At 68.5% G+C, this 14348-nt stretch carries 19 protein-coding genes; 11 read left to right on the top strand and 8 right to left on the bottom strand.

Annotated features, from left to right (window positions below; all coding sequences use genetic code 11):
• The first annotated feature begins 80 nt into the window (after positions 1 to 80).
• The 4 genes from AOM45_RS36790 to surE all read left to right on the top strand — a co-directional run bounded on the left by AOM45_RS36790 (position 81) and on the right by surE (position 3677).
• Entirely contained in the window at positions 81 to 1781 is a 1701-nt protein-coding gene (locus AOM45_RS36790; protein ID WP_051784022.1) for a beta-N-acetylhexosaminidase, read from the top strand.
• A gap of 24 nt (positions 1782 to 1805) precedes the next feature.
• Positions 1806 to 1991: a hypothetical protein gene (locus tag AOM45_RS36785; RefSeq protein ID WP_030469653.1), complete on the top strand. Its 186-nt coding sequence runs from the start codon at positions 1806 to 1808 to the stop codon at positions 1989 to 1991.
• 65 nt (positions 1992 to 2056) lie between these two features.
• A complete protein-coding gene (locus AOM45_RS36780; protein ID WP_236703959.1) occupies positions 2057 to 2917 on the top strand; it encodes a 1-phosphofructokinase family hexose kinase in 861 nt (286 codons plus the stop codon).
• Positions 2918 to 2921: 4 nt separating this feature from the next.
• Positions 2922 to 3677 carry a 5'/3'-nucleotidase SurE gene (gene surE / locus AOM45_RS36775; protein WP_051784006.1) on the top strand — a complete coding sequence of 252 codons (756 nt, stop codon included), beginning with the start codon at positions 2922 to 2924 and terminating at the stop codon, positions 3675 to 3677.
• Here surE and AOM45_RS36770 read toward each other — a convergent pair.
• The 3 genes from AOM45_RS36770 to AOM45_RS36760 are packed head-to-tail and all read right to left on the bottom strand — an operon-like array spanning position 3640 to position 4819.
• The gene (locus tag AOM45_RS36770; protein WP_030469650.1) at positions 3640 to 3969 is read right to left on the bottom strand and encodes a hypothetical protein; all 330 of its coding nucleotides are present in this window, start codon (positions 3967 to 3969) and stop codon (positions 3640 to 3642) included. The genes surE and AOM45_RS36770 overlap by 38 nt on opposite strands.
• Positions 3970 to 3977: 8 nt before the next feature.
• Positions 3978 to 4373 carry a DUF5313 family protein gene (locus AOM45_RS36765; RefSeq protein ID WP_030469649.1) on the bottom strand — a complete coding sequence of 132 codons (396 nt, stop codon included), beginning with the start codon at positions 4371 to 4373 and terminating at the stop codon, positions 3978 to 3980.
• On the bottom strand, positions 4370 to 4819 hold the full coding sequence (locus tag AOM45_RS36760; protein WP_030469648.1) for a MarR family winged helix-turn-helix transcriptional regulator: 450 nt from the start codon (positions 4817 to 4819) through the stop codon (positions 4370 to 4372). Before AOM45_RS36760 ends, AOM45_RS36765 begins: the two co-directional genes overlap by 4 nt.
• Before the next feature lie 100 nt (positions 4820 to 4919).
• Between AOM45_RS36760 and AOM45_RS36755 the strand changes: the two genes are divergently transcribed.
• Positions 4920 to 5747, top strand: coding sequence for a glycosyltransferase family 2 protein (locus AOM45_RS36755; RefSeq protein ID WP_030469647.1), 828 nt, complete (start codon positions 4920 to 4922; stop codon positions 5745 to 5747).
• Here AOM45_RS36755 and AOM45_RS36750 read toward each other — a convergent pair.
• The 5 genes from AOM45_RS36750 to AOM45_RS36730 all read right to left on the bottom strand — a co-directional run bounded on the left by AOM45_RS36750 (position 5710) and on the right by AOM45_RS36730 (position 9484).
• Positions 5710 to 6789 carry an aminotransferase-like domain-containing protein gene (locus AOM45_RS36750; protein ID WP_201780139.1) on the bottom strand — a complete coding sequence of 360 codons (1080 nt, stop codon included), beginning with the start codon at positions 6787 to 6789 and terminating at the stop codon, positions 5710 to 5712. The genes AOM45_RS36755 and AOM45_RS36750 overlap by 38 nt on opposite strands.
• Positions 6790 to 7167: 378 nt before the next feature.
• A complete protein-coding gene (locus AOM45_RS36745; protein WP_051784005.1) occupies positions 7168 to 7455 on the bottom strand; it encodes a PI-PLC domain-containing protein in 288 nt (95 codons plus the stop codon).
• 889 nt (positions 7456 to 8344) lie between these two features.
• A complete protein-coding gene (locus AOM45_RS36740; RefSeq protein ID WP_156094034.1) occupies positions 8345 to 8821 on the bottom strand; it encodes a hypothetical protein in 477 nt (158 codons plus the stop codon).
• Positions 8766 to 9053, bottom strand: a complete 288-nt coding sequence (locus AOM45_RS36735; RefSeq protein ID WP_156094033.1) for a hypothetical protein — start codon at positions 9051 to 9053, stop codon at positions 8766 to 8768. Before AOM45_RS36735 ends, AOM45_RS36740 begins: the two co-directional genes overlap by 56 nt.
• 227 nt (positions 9054 to 9280) lie before the next feature.
• A complete protein-coding gene (locus AOM45_RS36730; RefSeq protein ID WP_030469643.1) occupies positions 9281 to 9484 on the bottom strand; it encodes a cold-shock protein in 204 nt (67 codons plus the stop codon).
• A gap of 139 nt (positions 9485 to 9623) precedes the next feature.
• Here AOM45_RS36730 and AOM45_RS36725 point away from each other — a divergent pair, with 139 nt between their 5' ends.
• From AOM45_RS36725 to AOM45_RS36700, 6 genes are all read left to right on the top strand, one after another.
• Positions 9624 to 10724, top strand: coding sequence for an acyl-CoA dehydrogenase family protein (locus AOM45_RS36725; RefSeq protein ID WP_030469642.1), 1101 nt, complete (start codon positions 9624 to 9626; stop codon positions 10722 to 10724).
• On the top strand, positions 10724 to 11725 hold the full coding sequence (locus AOM45_RS36720; RefSeq protein ID WP_030469641.1) for a s-methyl-5-thioribose-1-phosphate isomerase: 1002 nt from the start codon (positions 10724 to 10726) through the stop codon (positions 11723 to 11725). The genes AOM45_RS36725 and AOM45_RS36720 overlap by 1 nt, the downstream gene beginning before the upstream one ends.
• Positions 11722 to 12378: an acireductone synthase gene (gene mtnC, locus AOM45_RS36715; protein WP_030469640.1), complete on the top strand. Its 657-nt coding sequence runs from the start codon at positions 11722 to 11724 to the stop codon at positions 12376 to 12378. Before AOM45_RS36720 ends, mtnC begins: the two co-directional genes overlap by 4 nt.
• Positions 12375 to 12971 (top strand): methylthioribulose 1-phosphate dehydratase, encoded by a 597-nt coding sequence (gene mtnB, locus AOM45_RS36710; RefSeq protein ID WP_269083671.1) that lies wholly within the window; start codon positions 12375 to 12377, stop codon positions 12969 to 12971. The genes mtnC and mtnB overlap by 4 nt, the downstream gene beginning before the upstream one ends.
• The gene (locus AOM45_RS36705) at positions 12968 to 13531 is read left to right on the top strand and encodes a 1,2-dihydroxy-3-keto-5-methylthiopentene dioxygenase (RefSeq protein ID WP_030469638.1); all 564 of its coding nucleotides are present in this window, start codon (positions 12968 to 12970) and stop codon (positions 13529 to 13531) included. Before mtnB ends, AOM45_RS36705 begins: the two co-directional genes overlap by 4 nt.
• A gap of 111 nt (positions 13532 to 13642) precedes the next feature.
• Positions 13643 to 14335, top strand: a complete 693-nt coding sequence (locus AOM45_RS36700; protein ID WP_030469637.1) for a polysaccharide lyase family 7 protein — start codon at positions 13643 to 13645, stop codon at positions 14333 to 14335.
• Positions 14336 to 14348 lie beyond the last annotated feature (13 nt).

Here is a 14348-nt window from a genome sequence, read left to right as displayed (position 1 = left end):
GGTCGTCACGCTGGACCGCGGGTCGCCGCCCCCGGCTCGTAAGAGGAGGAGTCGTGAGAACTCGCGTTCTCGCCGCGGTCATCGCTGTCACCGCGGCCCTGTCCGTGAGCGCGCAGTCGCAGGCCGCGGAACCGTTGTCCAGCCTCGTGCCGGTCCCGGTGTCGGTGCAGGCCCGAAGCGGTGTCACGCACACGCTGACGGCAGCCACGAAGATCTACACAGCCCCTGCCGCGCGCGACGTCGGCGCTTTCCTGGCCGGTGTCCTGCGGCCCTCGACCGGCTACGCGCTGCCGGTGTCCGACGCGGTGGGAACGCCGGCCGACGGCATCTCGTTGCTGCTGGCGGGTGCACCGGGCTCCGTGGGGGACCAGGGCTATCAGCTCGACGTCGCAACCAGCGCCATCGTCATCAGGGCCAACACTTCCGAGGGGCTGTTCGCCGGCGTGCAGACGTTGCGGCAGCTGTTGCCCGCGGCGGTGGAGAGCGCGACCACGCAGCCCGGGCCGTGGACCGTGCCGGGCGCGTTGATCGTCGACCACCCGCGGTTCTCCTACCGCGGCGCGATGCTCGACGTGGCCCGCCACTTCCACCCCATCGCGTCGGTCAAGCGGTACATCGACCAGCTGGCGTTGTACAAGATCAACTACTTCCACCTGCACCTCAGTGACGACCAGGGCTGGCGGATCGTGATCGACAGCTGGCCGCGGCTCGCCACGTACGGCGGCAGCACGCAGGTCGGTGGCGGGCCCGGCGGGTACTACACCAAGTCGCAGTACAGCGAGATCGTGCAGTACGCGGCGGCGCGCAAGATCACGGTGATCCCCGAGATCGACATGCCCGGCCACACCAACGCCGCGCAGGCCTCGTACGCCGAGCTCAACTGCAACGGACAGGCTCCGCCGTTGCGCACGGACATCGAGGTCGGCTACTCCTCGTTGTGCGTCGGCAAGGACATCACCTACCAGTTCGTCGACGACGTGGTGCGCGAGATCGCGGCCCTCACGCCTGGCCCGTACTTCCACATCGGCGGTGACGAGGCGCACGCCACCTCCGACGCGGACTACCAGGCGTTCATGAACCGCGCGCTGCCGATCGTGAAGAAGTACGGCAAGACCGTGCTCGGGTGGCACGAGTTCGTGAAGACCACGACCGACACGACCGCCGTCCCGCAGTACTGGGGCACCACCACGTCCAACGCGACCGTGCAGGCAGCGGCGGTGCGCGGCAACAAGGTGGTCATGTCGCCCGCGAACAAGGCCTACCTGGACATGAAGTACAACTCCAGCACGCCTCTCGGGCTGTCGTGGGCGGGGTACATCGAGGTGCAGACCGCCTACGACTGGAACCCCGGCACTCACCTGAGCGGTGTGCCGGAATCCGCGGTCCGCGGCGTCGAAGCTCCACTGTGGACAGAGACGGTCGTGACGTCGCGCGACATCGAGTTCATGGCGTTCCCGCGGCTCTCGGCCATCGCGGAACTGGGCTGGTCACCGTGGTCGACGCACAACTGGGACCAGTTCAAGGTCCGCCTGGGAGCCCAGGCCCCGCGCTGGGCGCCCATGGGCATCAACTTCTACCGCTCGGCCCAGGTTCCGTGGGACACCGGCGGCCCGCCGCCCGGCCCGTGCTCGCAGCCCGCGTGGGAGCGCGCGAAGATCTACACCGGCGGCAACGTGGTCTCGCACAACGGCCACAAGTGGACCGCGCAGTGGTGGACGCAGGGCGAGGAGCCCGGCACCACCGGCCAGTGGGGCGTCTGGCGCGACGGCGGCGTCTGCTGAGTTCTTCTGGGTACTCCGTCGGGCATGACGGATCCGGAAGAAGCAGAAGAGTTCGCGGAAGAGGCCGGTGTCGACCCCACCCCTCAGGAGGTCGACGAGTACCGCGACATGACGGAACCAGGTGAGTGGCGCGCCGACGAGAAGATGGGACCCGGCGGCGCGCCCGCACCTCAGGACGGCGACGACCCGACAGGTGGTTCCGGCGCGTGACGGCTGGGTAGCCGGATGCCGTGGATGCCCGAGTTGCCGTTTTTGCCCCTTCCCCTCAGCTGACCGTGACCGTCGAGGACCTCGACGGCGAGCCCGACGTGCACCTGCACGCCGGTGGCCAGGGTTTCTGGCAGTCCAGGATGATCGCCGCGCTGGGCGTCGAAGCCGTCGTGTGCGCGGCGTTCGGCGGCGAGACAGGCCGTGTGTTGCGCACGTTGCTTGAAGGTGAACACGTCGACCTGCGCGCGCGGGACGTCGCCGCGCGCAACGGCGCCTACGTGCACGATCGACGTGACGGCAGCCGGTCAGAGATGGTCGAGATGCCGCCGGACGCGTTGTCCCGCCACGAGCTCGACGACCTGTACGAACTGGCGTTGGTGGAGGGCATCCGCGCGGGCACGGCCGTGCTGAGCGGGCCGTCCGACGACCGCGTGCTGCCGCACGACACGTACTACCGCCTCACGGCCGACCTGATGCGCAACGACTGCCGCGTGATCGTGGACCTGGCCGGGGACCGGCTGGCCGAGGCGGTGCGGGGCGGTCCGCACGTCGTCAAGGTGAGTCACGAGGAACTGGGTGAGGAGGAGCTGCCCGAACTCGTGCGGAAGTGCCGTGAGATCGCCAAGTCGGGTGTGCACGGCGTGGTCGTGTCCCGTGCCGACGAACCGGCGCTGGCACTGCTGGACGAGGCGTTGTACCTGGTGAGGATGCCTCGGCTGGAGCCAGTCGACACCCGTGGCGCGGGCGACTCCATGACCGCGGGGATTTCAGCCGGACTCGCGCTGGGTATGTCGTTGGAGGACGCGGTGAAGCTCGGCGCGGCGGCCGGCGCGGTGAACGTGACCCGGCACGGCCTCGGCAGCGGCGGGGGAGATGCGGTGCGCGAGCTGAGCCGACGCGTGGAACTGGAGCCGATCGGGGAATGAGCGGATGCGCGCGCTGATCACGAACGACGACGGAATCGACTCTCCCGGCCTGCTGACGTTGGCTCGTGCCGCGGTCGAGTGCGGACTGGAGGTCGTCGTCGCCGCACCGGCCGAGCAGGCCAGCGGCACGAGCGCCTCGGTCGCGGCCGCCGGTGACAGCGGCAGGGTGGCGAGCGTTCGCCGCACGCTGCCCGGCCTCGACGCGGAGGCCTACGCGGTCGCCGCGCACCCGGGACTGATCTCGCTGATCGCGTGCCGCGGCGGCTTCGGCGGCAAGCCCGACGTGGTGCTGTCCGGAGTGAACCTCGGTGCGAACGTCGGCCGCGCGATCCTGCACTCCGGCACGGTCGGCGCGGCACTGACCGCGCACCTGAACGACGTCACGTCGCTGGCGGTGTCGCTCGACGTCGGGTTGGACGGGCCCGAACCGTTGTGGGACAAGGCAGGCGAGGCGGTGCGCGCGGTGCTCCCCGAGTTGCTGGAGATGCCCGCCGCCACGGTGCTGTCGCTGAACGTGCCGAACATCGTTGACGTGCAAGGACTCCGCTGGGCGGAGCTGGCGCGGTTCGGCACGGTGCAGAGCCGGGTGGACGAGGTGGGGGAGAACGAGGTGGAGCTCGTCACCGTGTACTCGGAGGACAAGCCCGCTCCCGGCACCGACGCGGCGTTGCTGGTGGACGGTTACGCGACGCTGACGCCGTTGCGTTCCGTTGGGGCCGAACCTATTTCGGGGCTGCCTTCGCCGGCCTGGCCAGCGTGATCACGAGCCCGATCAGCGCCGTGCGCACTTCGAGGAAGCCCTCGGTGGTGACGTCGTCGAGCGAGAACGCCAGCATCCCGAACGAGAGCAGCAGGAGCACGCCGTACATCCGCGCGAGGTCGTGCCGCCACGCCATCGCGACGCCCAGCGCGCCGACGCCGACCTGGATGACGTGGTAGTCGGGGTCCAGTCCGAACACGTCGAACCATCCGAACGCGAGCTGCAACACGCCTGCGGTGAGGGTCAGGATCTGCGGCCTCGTGAACTCGAACTGGTCGCTCAACAAGGCCATTGGGGGTCCTACCCTTCGGATCGCCGCCACACCGCGTCGTACTTCGCCTGTCGTTCGCGGTCCTGCGCGGCATTGCGCTCTCGGCGCCCCTGAGTCGCCGACCCTCGCGGGTACCCGTACTTGGTGAGCCGGTAATCCACACTTTCCGGTGCGTAGGACAACGCGAAGTACAGTCCTACAACGAAACCGAGCCCACCGCACGCGATTGCCAGCGGCCACGGCGAGCCGAGCCCCAACACGAGCGCGAGAACGATGACCACGACCAGCGGCGTGACCTGCACGAGGCTGCGGATCGTGAAGCGCACCAGCCACTTCGGACCGGTCACGTCGTCGTGCACGAACTCGCGGTACTTCTGCGGCAGCCGCCCGCCCGCGTAGTACCAGACCTTGAGGGCGGGGTTCATCGCGTCGCCTTGGCGATCACCTTGCGCAGCACCTCGTTCAGCTGCGCGAGCTCTTCGAACGTCATGTCCAGCTGCTCCACGACCTTGAAGGGGATCTTGAGCGCCTCGTTCCTCAGCTCCTGACCGGCCTCGGTCAGCGTGAGGGCGAGCGCGCGCTCGTCGTTGCGGTTCCGCTGGCGCTCGACGTAGCCGACCGCCTCCAGCCGCTTGAGCAGCGGGCTGAGGGTGCCGGGGTCGAGCTGCAGGACGTTGCTCAGGTCCTTGACCGTGCGCGGCGACCGTTCCCAGAGGGCGAGCATCACCAGGTACTGCGGGTGGGTGAGGTTCAGCGGCTCCAGGATCGGCCGGTAGACGGCGATCACCGTCCTGCTCGCCACGGCCAGGGCGAAGCAGACCTGTCGCTCGAGCTCGAGCGGGTTCTCCGGAATGCTTGGTGTACTAATCATTGGTGTACACACTAACTCGTGGGTGCGCTCGCCTCCAAGAGGTGTGGCGCAGCGCTCAGGCTGCCTGGTTCGGCGGAGGAGCCTGGGGTAGACGACTGGCATGACCCGGACAACCGTCGTCATCGCCTCGCGCAACCGTGCGACCAGCCTGGTGCGCACGCTCGCGCACCTCAGCGAGCTCGCGGCTCCGGTGATCCTGGTGGACAACGGTTCCACCGACGACACCGTGCTGCGCGTGCGGCGGGAGTTTCCCGAGGTCGAGGTGCTGGAGGCGGGCGCGAACCTCGGCGCGGTGGCCCGCAACCACGGCGTGCGGGTTGCGCGGACGCCGTACGTGGCCTTCTCCGACGACGACTCGTGGTGGGCGCCCGACGCGTTCGAACGGTCCGAGCCGATCCTCGACGAGCACCCGGACCTCGCGGTGATCGCGGCGCGCACGCTGGTCGGCCCTGCCGAGGTACCGGATCCGATCACCTCGCTGCTGCGCGACAGCCCGCTGGGTGACGGTGTCGCGGGCCCCGCCGTGCTCGGGTTCATGGCCTGCTCGGCGATCGTGCGGCGGCAGGCGTTCCTGGAGGTCGGCGGGTTCAGCCCGGTGCTGTTCTTCCGCGGCGAGGAGTCGTTGCTGTCGTGGGATCTCGCGGCCGCGGGGTGGGCGCTCTGCTACGTCGAGGACGTGGTGGCGCACCACCACCCGGCCGCGGAACGAGCGCCGGACGGAGACATCGTCGAGCGGCGCAACGCCGTGCTGGCCACGTGGATGCGACGCCCGGTGCACCGCGCGGTGGCGGCGTCGCTGAAGGACCCGGCCGCGTTCCGGGCGGCCGTGCCCCGGCTGCGCCAGGCGCTCCGGCAGCGACGCGCGCTGCCGAAGCACCTGGAAGCGCAGATCAGGAAAGCGAGCGAACGGCCGCCGCGAGACGGGTGATGCCCTCGTCGATCTGCTCCGGCGTGACGCCCGAGAACGCGAGGCGCATCTCGTTGTCGCCGCCCTCCAGCAGGAAGTCCGAGCCCTTCACGAACTCGACGCCGTGCTCCTTGGCGACTCCGAAGAGCTTCTCGATCGACACACCCGGCAGCTCGACCCACATGAAGTAGCCACCCTGCGGCGCGGTGAAGACGGCCTCCGGCAGCTCACGCTTCAGCGCGGCGACCAGCGCGTCCCTGCGGGCCTTCAGCGCGGTGCGGACGTTGACGACCGACTCGTCGAGACGCCCGGAGCGGCAGTACGAGTTCACGATCGACTGCGCCACCATGTTCGGCGAGATGTACGTGGTGGTCGCGATGTCCTGGACCTTCTTGATGACGGCCTTCGGACCGACCAGGTAGCCGCAGCGGATGCCCGGCGCCATGGTCTTCGAGAACGACGACGCGTAGACGACCTTGTCGCTCTTGTCCTGCGACAGCATGGTCGGCAGCGGCTCGCCCTCGAAGCGGACCTTGATGTACGGGTCGTCCTCGAACAGCACGAAGTCGAACTTGGCCGCGAGCTCCAGCAGCCGCGCGCGCTTGGCCTCGGACAGCGTGTAGCCGGCCGGGTTGTGGAAGTTCGGGATGATGTGCGCGAGCGAGGGCCGCACACCGCTCTCGAGCAGCTTCTCGAGCGCGTCGACGTTGATGCCGTCGGTCTCCAGCTCGATGGCGTGGATCTTGGCACCGCGCTGACGCAGGTTCAGCAGCGTGCGGTCGTAGGTCGGCGCCTCGACCACCACGTCGTCGCCCGGCTGGACGAGGAGCTCGAACAGGAACGCGTCAGCCTGCATCGAGCCGTTGGTGACGAGCACCTGCTCCGGCTCGACCCCGTGCTGCTCCGCGATCCACGCGCGCAACGGCACGTAACCGACGCTCGTGCCGTACGCGAACGTGCCGCCGGGGTCGTTCGTGAAGGCCTGTTGCGCCGCGTCGCGCAGGCCCTCCTGGTCAATGATGTCGAGAGAGGGCGCACCGCGCGTGAACAGGATCGAGGCCATGCGCGGAGCGTACAACTCCCACTATTTGGGCTACGGCCCGATATGCGTATGAGTTGAGCTGCTGCACGGCCGCACGCGCGTTTCCGAGGTGGTGGAGATCCACTGCGAGGAAGTTCGGCTTCTTCCTGGCGGCGGGCCGGCAGAACTGCTGCGCCCGGTTGCCGAGCTTGCTGTTTGTCGTTCGTCGCCGTGCCGCTGAACGGAACGTCCCCCGAAGTGGTTCATGACGAACAACGGCTGGAAGCTCCCGGTCGCCGTGAGTGGTTTTTCATCCCATCGGCTGTAACTGGACCAGTCCGAGCTCGGTCGCGCCCTGGAGCCGGCTACGCGGCGGCCACCGGTTCTGCTGCACGCCTCCGGGCCGGTACAGGACCTCGTTCAGGCCTTGGAGGTGTTGGTCTTGAGCATCCGCTGGAGGCCGACGTTGAGCGCAACGGGCTTGCTCACCAGCGTGCAGCTGTTGTGGCAGGGGATCCCGCCGTCCGGGGTCTGGTGGATGTCCAGCATGAAGCCCCGCACACCGTCGTGCAGCTGCTGCACGATGCCGCGCGTCTGGTTCTTCGCGAGGTCGACGAACGGCGGCGTAAACGTGCCATCGACCCCGTTCGCGTAGGCGTCGTGGACGGTCAGGAATGTCATCTGGTCGAGCCGCGGCTCCTGCGGCATCGGCTCGGTCCGGTTGGCGACCGGCGTCAGGTGCCGGCGGGTCTCACCGCCGAGGCCGAAGATTTTTTATTGATCACCGAACTTTTCTGGCTCGCGAACCGTATCCCCTTGTGAGCACGAACCCGTGGTGAGCTGACGGGCGATGCACTGGCCAGGCGAGTCGGTGTTCTCGAACCTCCCGTCGCTCAGTCGCCATTGCTGGTGGTCTTCGTTGCCCTTGGGGCAGCCCTGGCCCGGTACCGCTCTGGGCGACGTTGAGCCCGGACTGGACGCCGGTGACGTAGTGCGGGCCCGACGGAGCCGCGCGCGCCGTGATCGGCACCAGGGGAAGTAGCAGCAGAGGGCTGCGACGGCAGAGCGGTATCGCACGGCGGGAGGTGTCGCACGACGGGAGGTCTCGCACGGCAGGGAGACCTCGCACGGCAAGGGAGACCTCGCACGGCAAGGGAGACCTCGCACGGCAGGGAGACCTCGCACGGCAGGGAGACCTCGCCACGGCGGGAGGCGTCGCACGGTGACCAGAGTCACCCACACGAGTGAGACGTGAAACGGGCTCAGGCGTTTGGGCGTTTAACACTGTGGGTATTCCACGCACAGTTCGCTCCTCTTCACCAGTAGTACAACTCCAAGGCAGCCGTCGCCCAGCCGAAGGGTTCGGGCCGGTTCTGAGCGCCGCCTTCACAAGCCGCGCAGGGTTCGACTCCCTCGGTTGCCACTCAGCTCACTCGTCGAATCCCGCGGCGAGAAGCGGAGGCGTCGCGGTTGACGGATCGCGGCGCCCGCTTCGTTCGGGGGCGGGGGATCACGTTCCGAGCGCGGTTGTGAGAAGCGCGGATCTCTGCCGACGTCTCATTGCGGAAGTGCGGAAATTCCACCTCGCCAGCGCCGCTCAGAACGGCGGATCGCCGCCTGACGTGAAGCCGACATCCTCCTGGTCGCTCCGGCGCCTCCTCAGTTCGCGCAACCGGCCGCCGGCATGTTCCAGTGCCTCGCGCAGCTGATCTCTCGTTGCTTCACGCCGACGCTCGACACCCATCACGTCGTTCAGCTCCCGGTTGACGGCGCCCGGGAAGCGCCCGGTCTCCATCGCCAGCACGTACGCCGCTTTGTTGAGCGACTTCCGCATGTCGTGGAAGGGCAGTTCGGGCCTGGGGCGTCTCCACGGCCGCGGCGGCTCGGTCGCGGGCCCGCGCCGGGCTCGGTTGGCCAGGGCGATCTCGCGTTCGTGCGGCGTCAGGTGGGACCAACACGCCACGGGGTTCGGCATCGGGTCGTCGGGATCGGGTTCGCCCCAGTCGGCGGAGTGGGCTTCACAGCGGCTGCCGTTCGTGCGCAGCCGCACGCACTGCGGGTCTGTGCGCGCCATCACCCAGGCTTCCGTCCACTCCGGACACGACCTCGTCCTGCCGTTCCCGCACGTACCGGGACGCCGCACGGAGCTGCTCTTCGGTCGCCCAACGGCGGGTCCGCACCCCGATCTGGCGGTTCACCTCCCGCGGAGTGCGCGGGGTCCAGCGGGCGAGCTGCCAGGCCTTCGCGTTCACGGCGGAGCTGAGCGGGGAAGCAGGTGTGCACGGCGGTACCAGCCCTTCGATCATCATCGGTCTCCAATGGAACTTTCTGTGATGACACGATGACAGAGGGGTCTGACAATTTTGGGAAGCCCAGGTCAGGGGGTGTGGAGGGCGACCAGAGAGGAGTTCGGCGTCGCGGGCGTGCTGCCGTCGCTGGTCACGGACGGCGGCACGCTGCGCCCGCATGTCGGCCGCGCTGACCGCAAAAAGCCCGCCCGGCGACGAACGCCGGACGGGCTTGGCGGAAACACTCAGACGGCGCGGACGGCCTGCGCCTGTGGTCCCTTCTGACCCTGGCCGATCTCGAACTCCACGCGCTGCTTCTCCTCCAGCGACTTGAAGCCCTGACCCTCGATCTGCGAGTAGTGCACGAACACGTCCGGACCGCCGCCGTCCTGCGCGATGAATCCGAAGCCCTTCTCGCCGTTGAACCACTTAACGGTGCCCTGCGCCATACCAATTGCTCCCTAGCGTTCAAGTCCCCGTCGTGCGGGGTGCGCGGGCAGTCTGCCAGCGGACGGTCTCTCTCACATCGTGGTTAGCCCGGTGGTGTGAAGAAGTAAGTTGGACCGGGTACCACCGAGAGGAGCAGGGATGACGAACTGGCTGGACGTCGCGCACGACGTGGCGGCGACGCTCAGGTCCGACGCGGCGGACAGGGACCGGGCCAACCAGCCACCCGCCAAAGAGGTGGAACTGCTCCGGCAGAGCGGCCTGCTGAACGTCAGCGACTGGGCCACCCAGCAGAAGATCAACCGGATCGTCGGGGCCGCCGACGCCAACGTCGGACACCTCCTCGGGTACCACTACCTGCAGATCTGGCGCAGCGGACTGTTCGACGTCCCGTTCAGCAAGGCCGCTGACCAGTTCTGGGCAGGCGTCAGCAACCCCCTCGACGCGGCCCTCGAACTGACGCCGAAGGGCACCGGCTTCCTCCTCAACGGCCGCAAGACGTTCGCCACCGGCGCCTCCGTGGCCGACCGGATCGTCGTCAGCGCCACCCGCACGGACAACGGCGAGAAGCTCACGTTCCTGCTCGACGGCAAGGCCGCGGGAATCACCTACCTGGACGACTGGGACAACATCGGCCAGCGCCTCACCGCCTCCGGTGGCGTCGCCTTCGAGAACGTCGAGGTCACCGAGATCCTCGGCGTGCAGCCCGCGAACGAGGACCCGCGCATCAGCCTCGCCGCCATCGGCTTCCAGGTCGTGCTCGCCCAGCTCTACGTCGCCATCGCGGAGGGCGCGCTCGCCGAGGCCGCCGACTACACCCGCACGAAGACCCGCCCGTGGTTCGTCAGCGGGGTCGAGACCGCCACCGAGGACCCGTACATCGTCGCGGCCTACGGCGAGATGGTCTCCCAGACGAGGGCCGCCGGGCTGCTCGCGGACGAAGCCGGAAGGCAGCTCCACGAAGCCACCGAGCTCGGCCGCCACCTCACCGCGGCGAAGCGGGCGGAGGTCGCGGTCACCATCTCCGCGGCCAAGGTCGTCAGCACCAAGCTCGTCAACGAGGTCACCAGCCGCATCTTCGAACAGGTCGGCGCGCGCGGAACGGCCGCCAAGTACGGCGTCGACCGCTTCTGGCGCAACGCCCGCACGCTCACGCTGCACGACCCGGTCGTCTACAAGGCCCGCGAGGTCGGCGAGCACTTCCTGACCGGCGCGCGCCCCGCCCACACCGGGTACAGCTGATGCAGCCGGTGCTCGCCGACTCGGTGCGGCTCACCGACGACGGTGTGCTGATCCTGGACCGCCGGCAGTTCCCGTTCGAGCGGAACTGGGTGCTGTGCCGGACGGCCGAGGACGTCGCGCGGGCCATCGAGGACATGGTCACCCAGTCCTCGGGCCCGTACTTCGCGGCGCTCTACGGCATGGTGCTCAAGGCCCGCACCCTCGAAAGCCTGCCGTTCGCCGAAGCGCGCACACAGCTCGCGCAGACCGCCCACCTGCTCGAAAACACCAGGCGCACCAACAACGCCCTGCGCAAGGCGACCGCGGCGGTCCTCAAAGCGGTCGACGAGGCCCAGGACGTCACCAACGCCCTGCAGGGCGCCAAAACCGGCGACCACGCGTACCGGGCCAAGAGCCAGGCGCTGGGTGAGCACACCGCGAACCTGTTGCCGGACAACGCCACGGTCATGACGCACTGCTGGGCCGACCTGTACCTGACGGAAACGGTCAGGGCGGCCCAGAACCAGGGCAAGACGTTGAAGTTCTTCTGCACCGAGACCAGGCCCTACCTGCAGGGAGCCAGGCTCACCGCGGAGACGTTGATCGAGATGGGCGTCGACACCACGCTCATCACCGACGGCATGGGCGCGGCCGTCCTGCAAAGCGGCGCGGTCGACGCGTTGGTCACGGCGGCCGATCGGGTCACCATGGACGGGCACGTCGTGAACAAGGTCGGCACACTGGGGTTGGCCGTGGCAGCGCACGCGTTCGGCGTACCGTTCCACGCCCAGGTGCAGGCACCCGACCACGCGGCGCCCACGACGGAGCACGTGGAGATCGAGTACCGCGACGGCGCCGAGGTGCTGCAGGTGCTCGGCAGGCCGAGTGCCACGCCGCGGGTGAAAGGGCTGTACCCGGCGTTCGACGTGACGCCGCCCCGGTTCGTCACGGACGTCGTGACCGATCGAGGGGTGTTCGGCGCCGGGGAGCTGGACAAGTACTACGAGGGAGAACAGCGGTGAGCAAGTGGGTCGTGCTCGACATCGAGGGCACGCTGAGCGCGACGGACCAGGTGCTGGTCGTCCTCTACGACTACGCGCGCCCGCGGCTCGGGCCGTGGATCGAGCAGCACGGTGACGACCCGGTGGTCGCCGACGCCGTGCGGCAGATCAAGGAGCTCGCCGGCCACGACGACGTGGTGAAGGCGTTGCACGACTGGATGGACGCCGACCAGAAGGTCACGCCCCTCAAGACGTTGCAGGGTCTCATCTGGCAGCAGGGCTACGCGCAGGGCGACCTCGTCGCGGAGTTCTTCCCGGACGTCGTCCCCGCGCTGCGCAAGTGGCACGACGACGGCGTGAAGCTCGCGATCTTCTCGAGCGGCTCGGTCGCGGGCCAGATCGCGTTCTTCAAGCACACCACCGACGGCGACCTGACCCCGTTGCTGGAGCACCACTTCGACACGGTCAACGCCGGTCCGAAGCGCGAGGCCGCGTCGTACCACAAGATCGCTGAGGTGCTCGGGTCCGACGACATCACCTTCTACAGCGACGTTCCGGCTGAGCTGCACGCCGCGCAGGAAGCCGGCTGGAAGACCGTCGGCGTCGCGCGCGCCGGTGAGCCGTACGGCAACGCCGACTTCACGCCCCACCCGACGGTCTGGGAGCTCTCGTGACGGCGGAGCTCGCCCGCGAGTGCGTCCGCTTCGCGCAGATGGGCTGGATGCGTGGCACGAGCGGCAACCTCTCCGTTGTGCTGCAACGGGATCCGCTGCGGCTCGCGGTCACCGTCAGCGGCGTCGACAAGGGCGAGATCACCGCTGAGGACAGCGTCGTCATCGACGCCGACGGCAACGCGGTCGACAGCGACAAGATCCCGTCCGCCGAGGCCGGACTGCACGCCAGGATCGCCAGGGTGGCGGGAGCGGGCGCGGTCGTGCACGTCCACGCGCTGGCACCGGTCGTCGCCGCCGAGCACTGGCCGGACGGCGTGGTCCTCCAGGACCTCGAGATGCTCAAGGGATTCGGCCGGTACGACCACGAGGAGGTCGTCATCCCGGTCGTGAAGAACTCGCAGGACATGCTCGAACTGGGAGATGCCTTCGAGAAGGGCTTCGACCCCCGAACCCCTGCGTTGATCGTGGCGCGGCACGGCGTGTACGTGTGGGGCGACGACCTGGTGCAGGCCCGGCACCGCCTGGAATGCCTGGAGTGGTTGCTGCGCTTCAAGGTGGAGACGCGAGACATCTTTACGGGGAGGCACTCATGACGCTGCTGACGGTGTGGCCGGACTCCGGCCCCGAGGAGACCGTCCTGCGCACGGCCGACGCCGAGGAGATCGCCACCGCGCTCAAGGAGCACGGCGTGCGCTTCCACCGGTGGTCCGTTGTGGACGGTGTGACCGCCGAGAACGCGTTGCAGGTCTACGAAAAGGACATCGCCCGCGTCAGCGAGACGGAGGGCTACACCTACGTCGACGCGATGGAGATGGCGCCGGCGGACACCGACGAGTACCGCGCGAAGGCCGTCGAGTTCCGCAACAAGTTCCTCGCCGAGCACACCCACGACGACGACGAGGACCGCTACTTCGCCCGTGGCTCAGGGGTTTTCTACCTGCACATCGGCGACAAGGTGTACGCGGTGTTCTGCACGGCGGGCGACCTGCTGAGCGTGCCGGCGAACACCACGCACTGGTTCGACATGGGCACCACGCCCGACTACGTGTCGATCCGGTTCTTCCACGACGACGACGGCTGGATCGGGAACTTCACCGGCAGCGACATCGCGACCAAGTTCCCGTCCTTCGATGAGCTGCGTTCAGGCCTGTGAACAGTTCGCCCATCTGAATCTCGTTCCGGAACTGGAACCAGGTATTGATCCCTCCGCCTCCGTGCCCTCAAAGTGGTACAGACCACTTATCGAAGGTCGGAGGGATTCACCGTGGAAACCCCTGCACTCCACACGCGCCGCTCCGTTCTCGCGCTCGCCCTGACCGCACCCCTGATCGTGGCACCGGCGGCTGAGGCCCTCGCTCAGCCGCCTGCCGCCCAGGAGGTGTCCGCGCAGTGGGTCTCGGCGCCGTACACCTACACGATGCAGAAGCCGTACAACCTGGCTCTGAGCGCCCGCTACAAGTTCGAGGGCGGCGTGCACACGATGTGGGTCTACGACTACGACCAGCCCCACACCCAAGGCAGCCCAACGGATCCGCGCACCGAGATGCGGTTCAACCAGGAGTACTCCAGCGGCTCCCGCGCCTGGGAGGGCGAGATCTACATCCCGAGCGGCGTGAGCGGCCCGACGGTCGTGCAGATCCTGCGCGGCAGCAGGCCCGACGGCACGCGCGCCACCGACGTGATGCTCAACGTCGCCAACATCAACGGCGGCACCCTGCGCAAGGACAGCAACCAGGTCATCGCGACCGGCATCTACAACAAGTGGTTCCGGATCCGCGTCGAGCACACCGCCGTGGCGGGCGGGCGCGGCACGGTCAGGACCTACTACAACGGCGCGTTGAAGCTGACTCACCCGGACGAAGGTCCGGCGACGCGCTACTTCAAGAACGGTGTGTACCACCACGGCAGCGGCCGCGCGGAGGCCCGCTTCCGCAACATCACGTACTGGCGCCAGTGACCCTAGAGTGAGG

It is taken from the genome of Lentzea aerocolonigenes (genome assembly GCF_000974445.1).
Lineage (GTDB): Bacteria > Actinomycetota > Actinomycetes > Mycobacteriales > Pseudonocardiaceae > Lentzea > Lentzea aerocolonigenes.
Note: the sequence above shows the minus strand (reverse complement) of the source record. Positions and strands in the feature narration are given on the sequence as shown.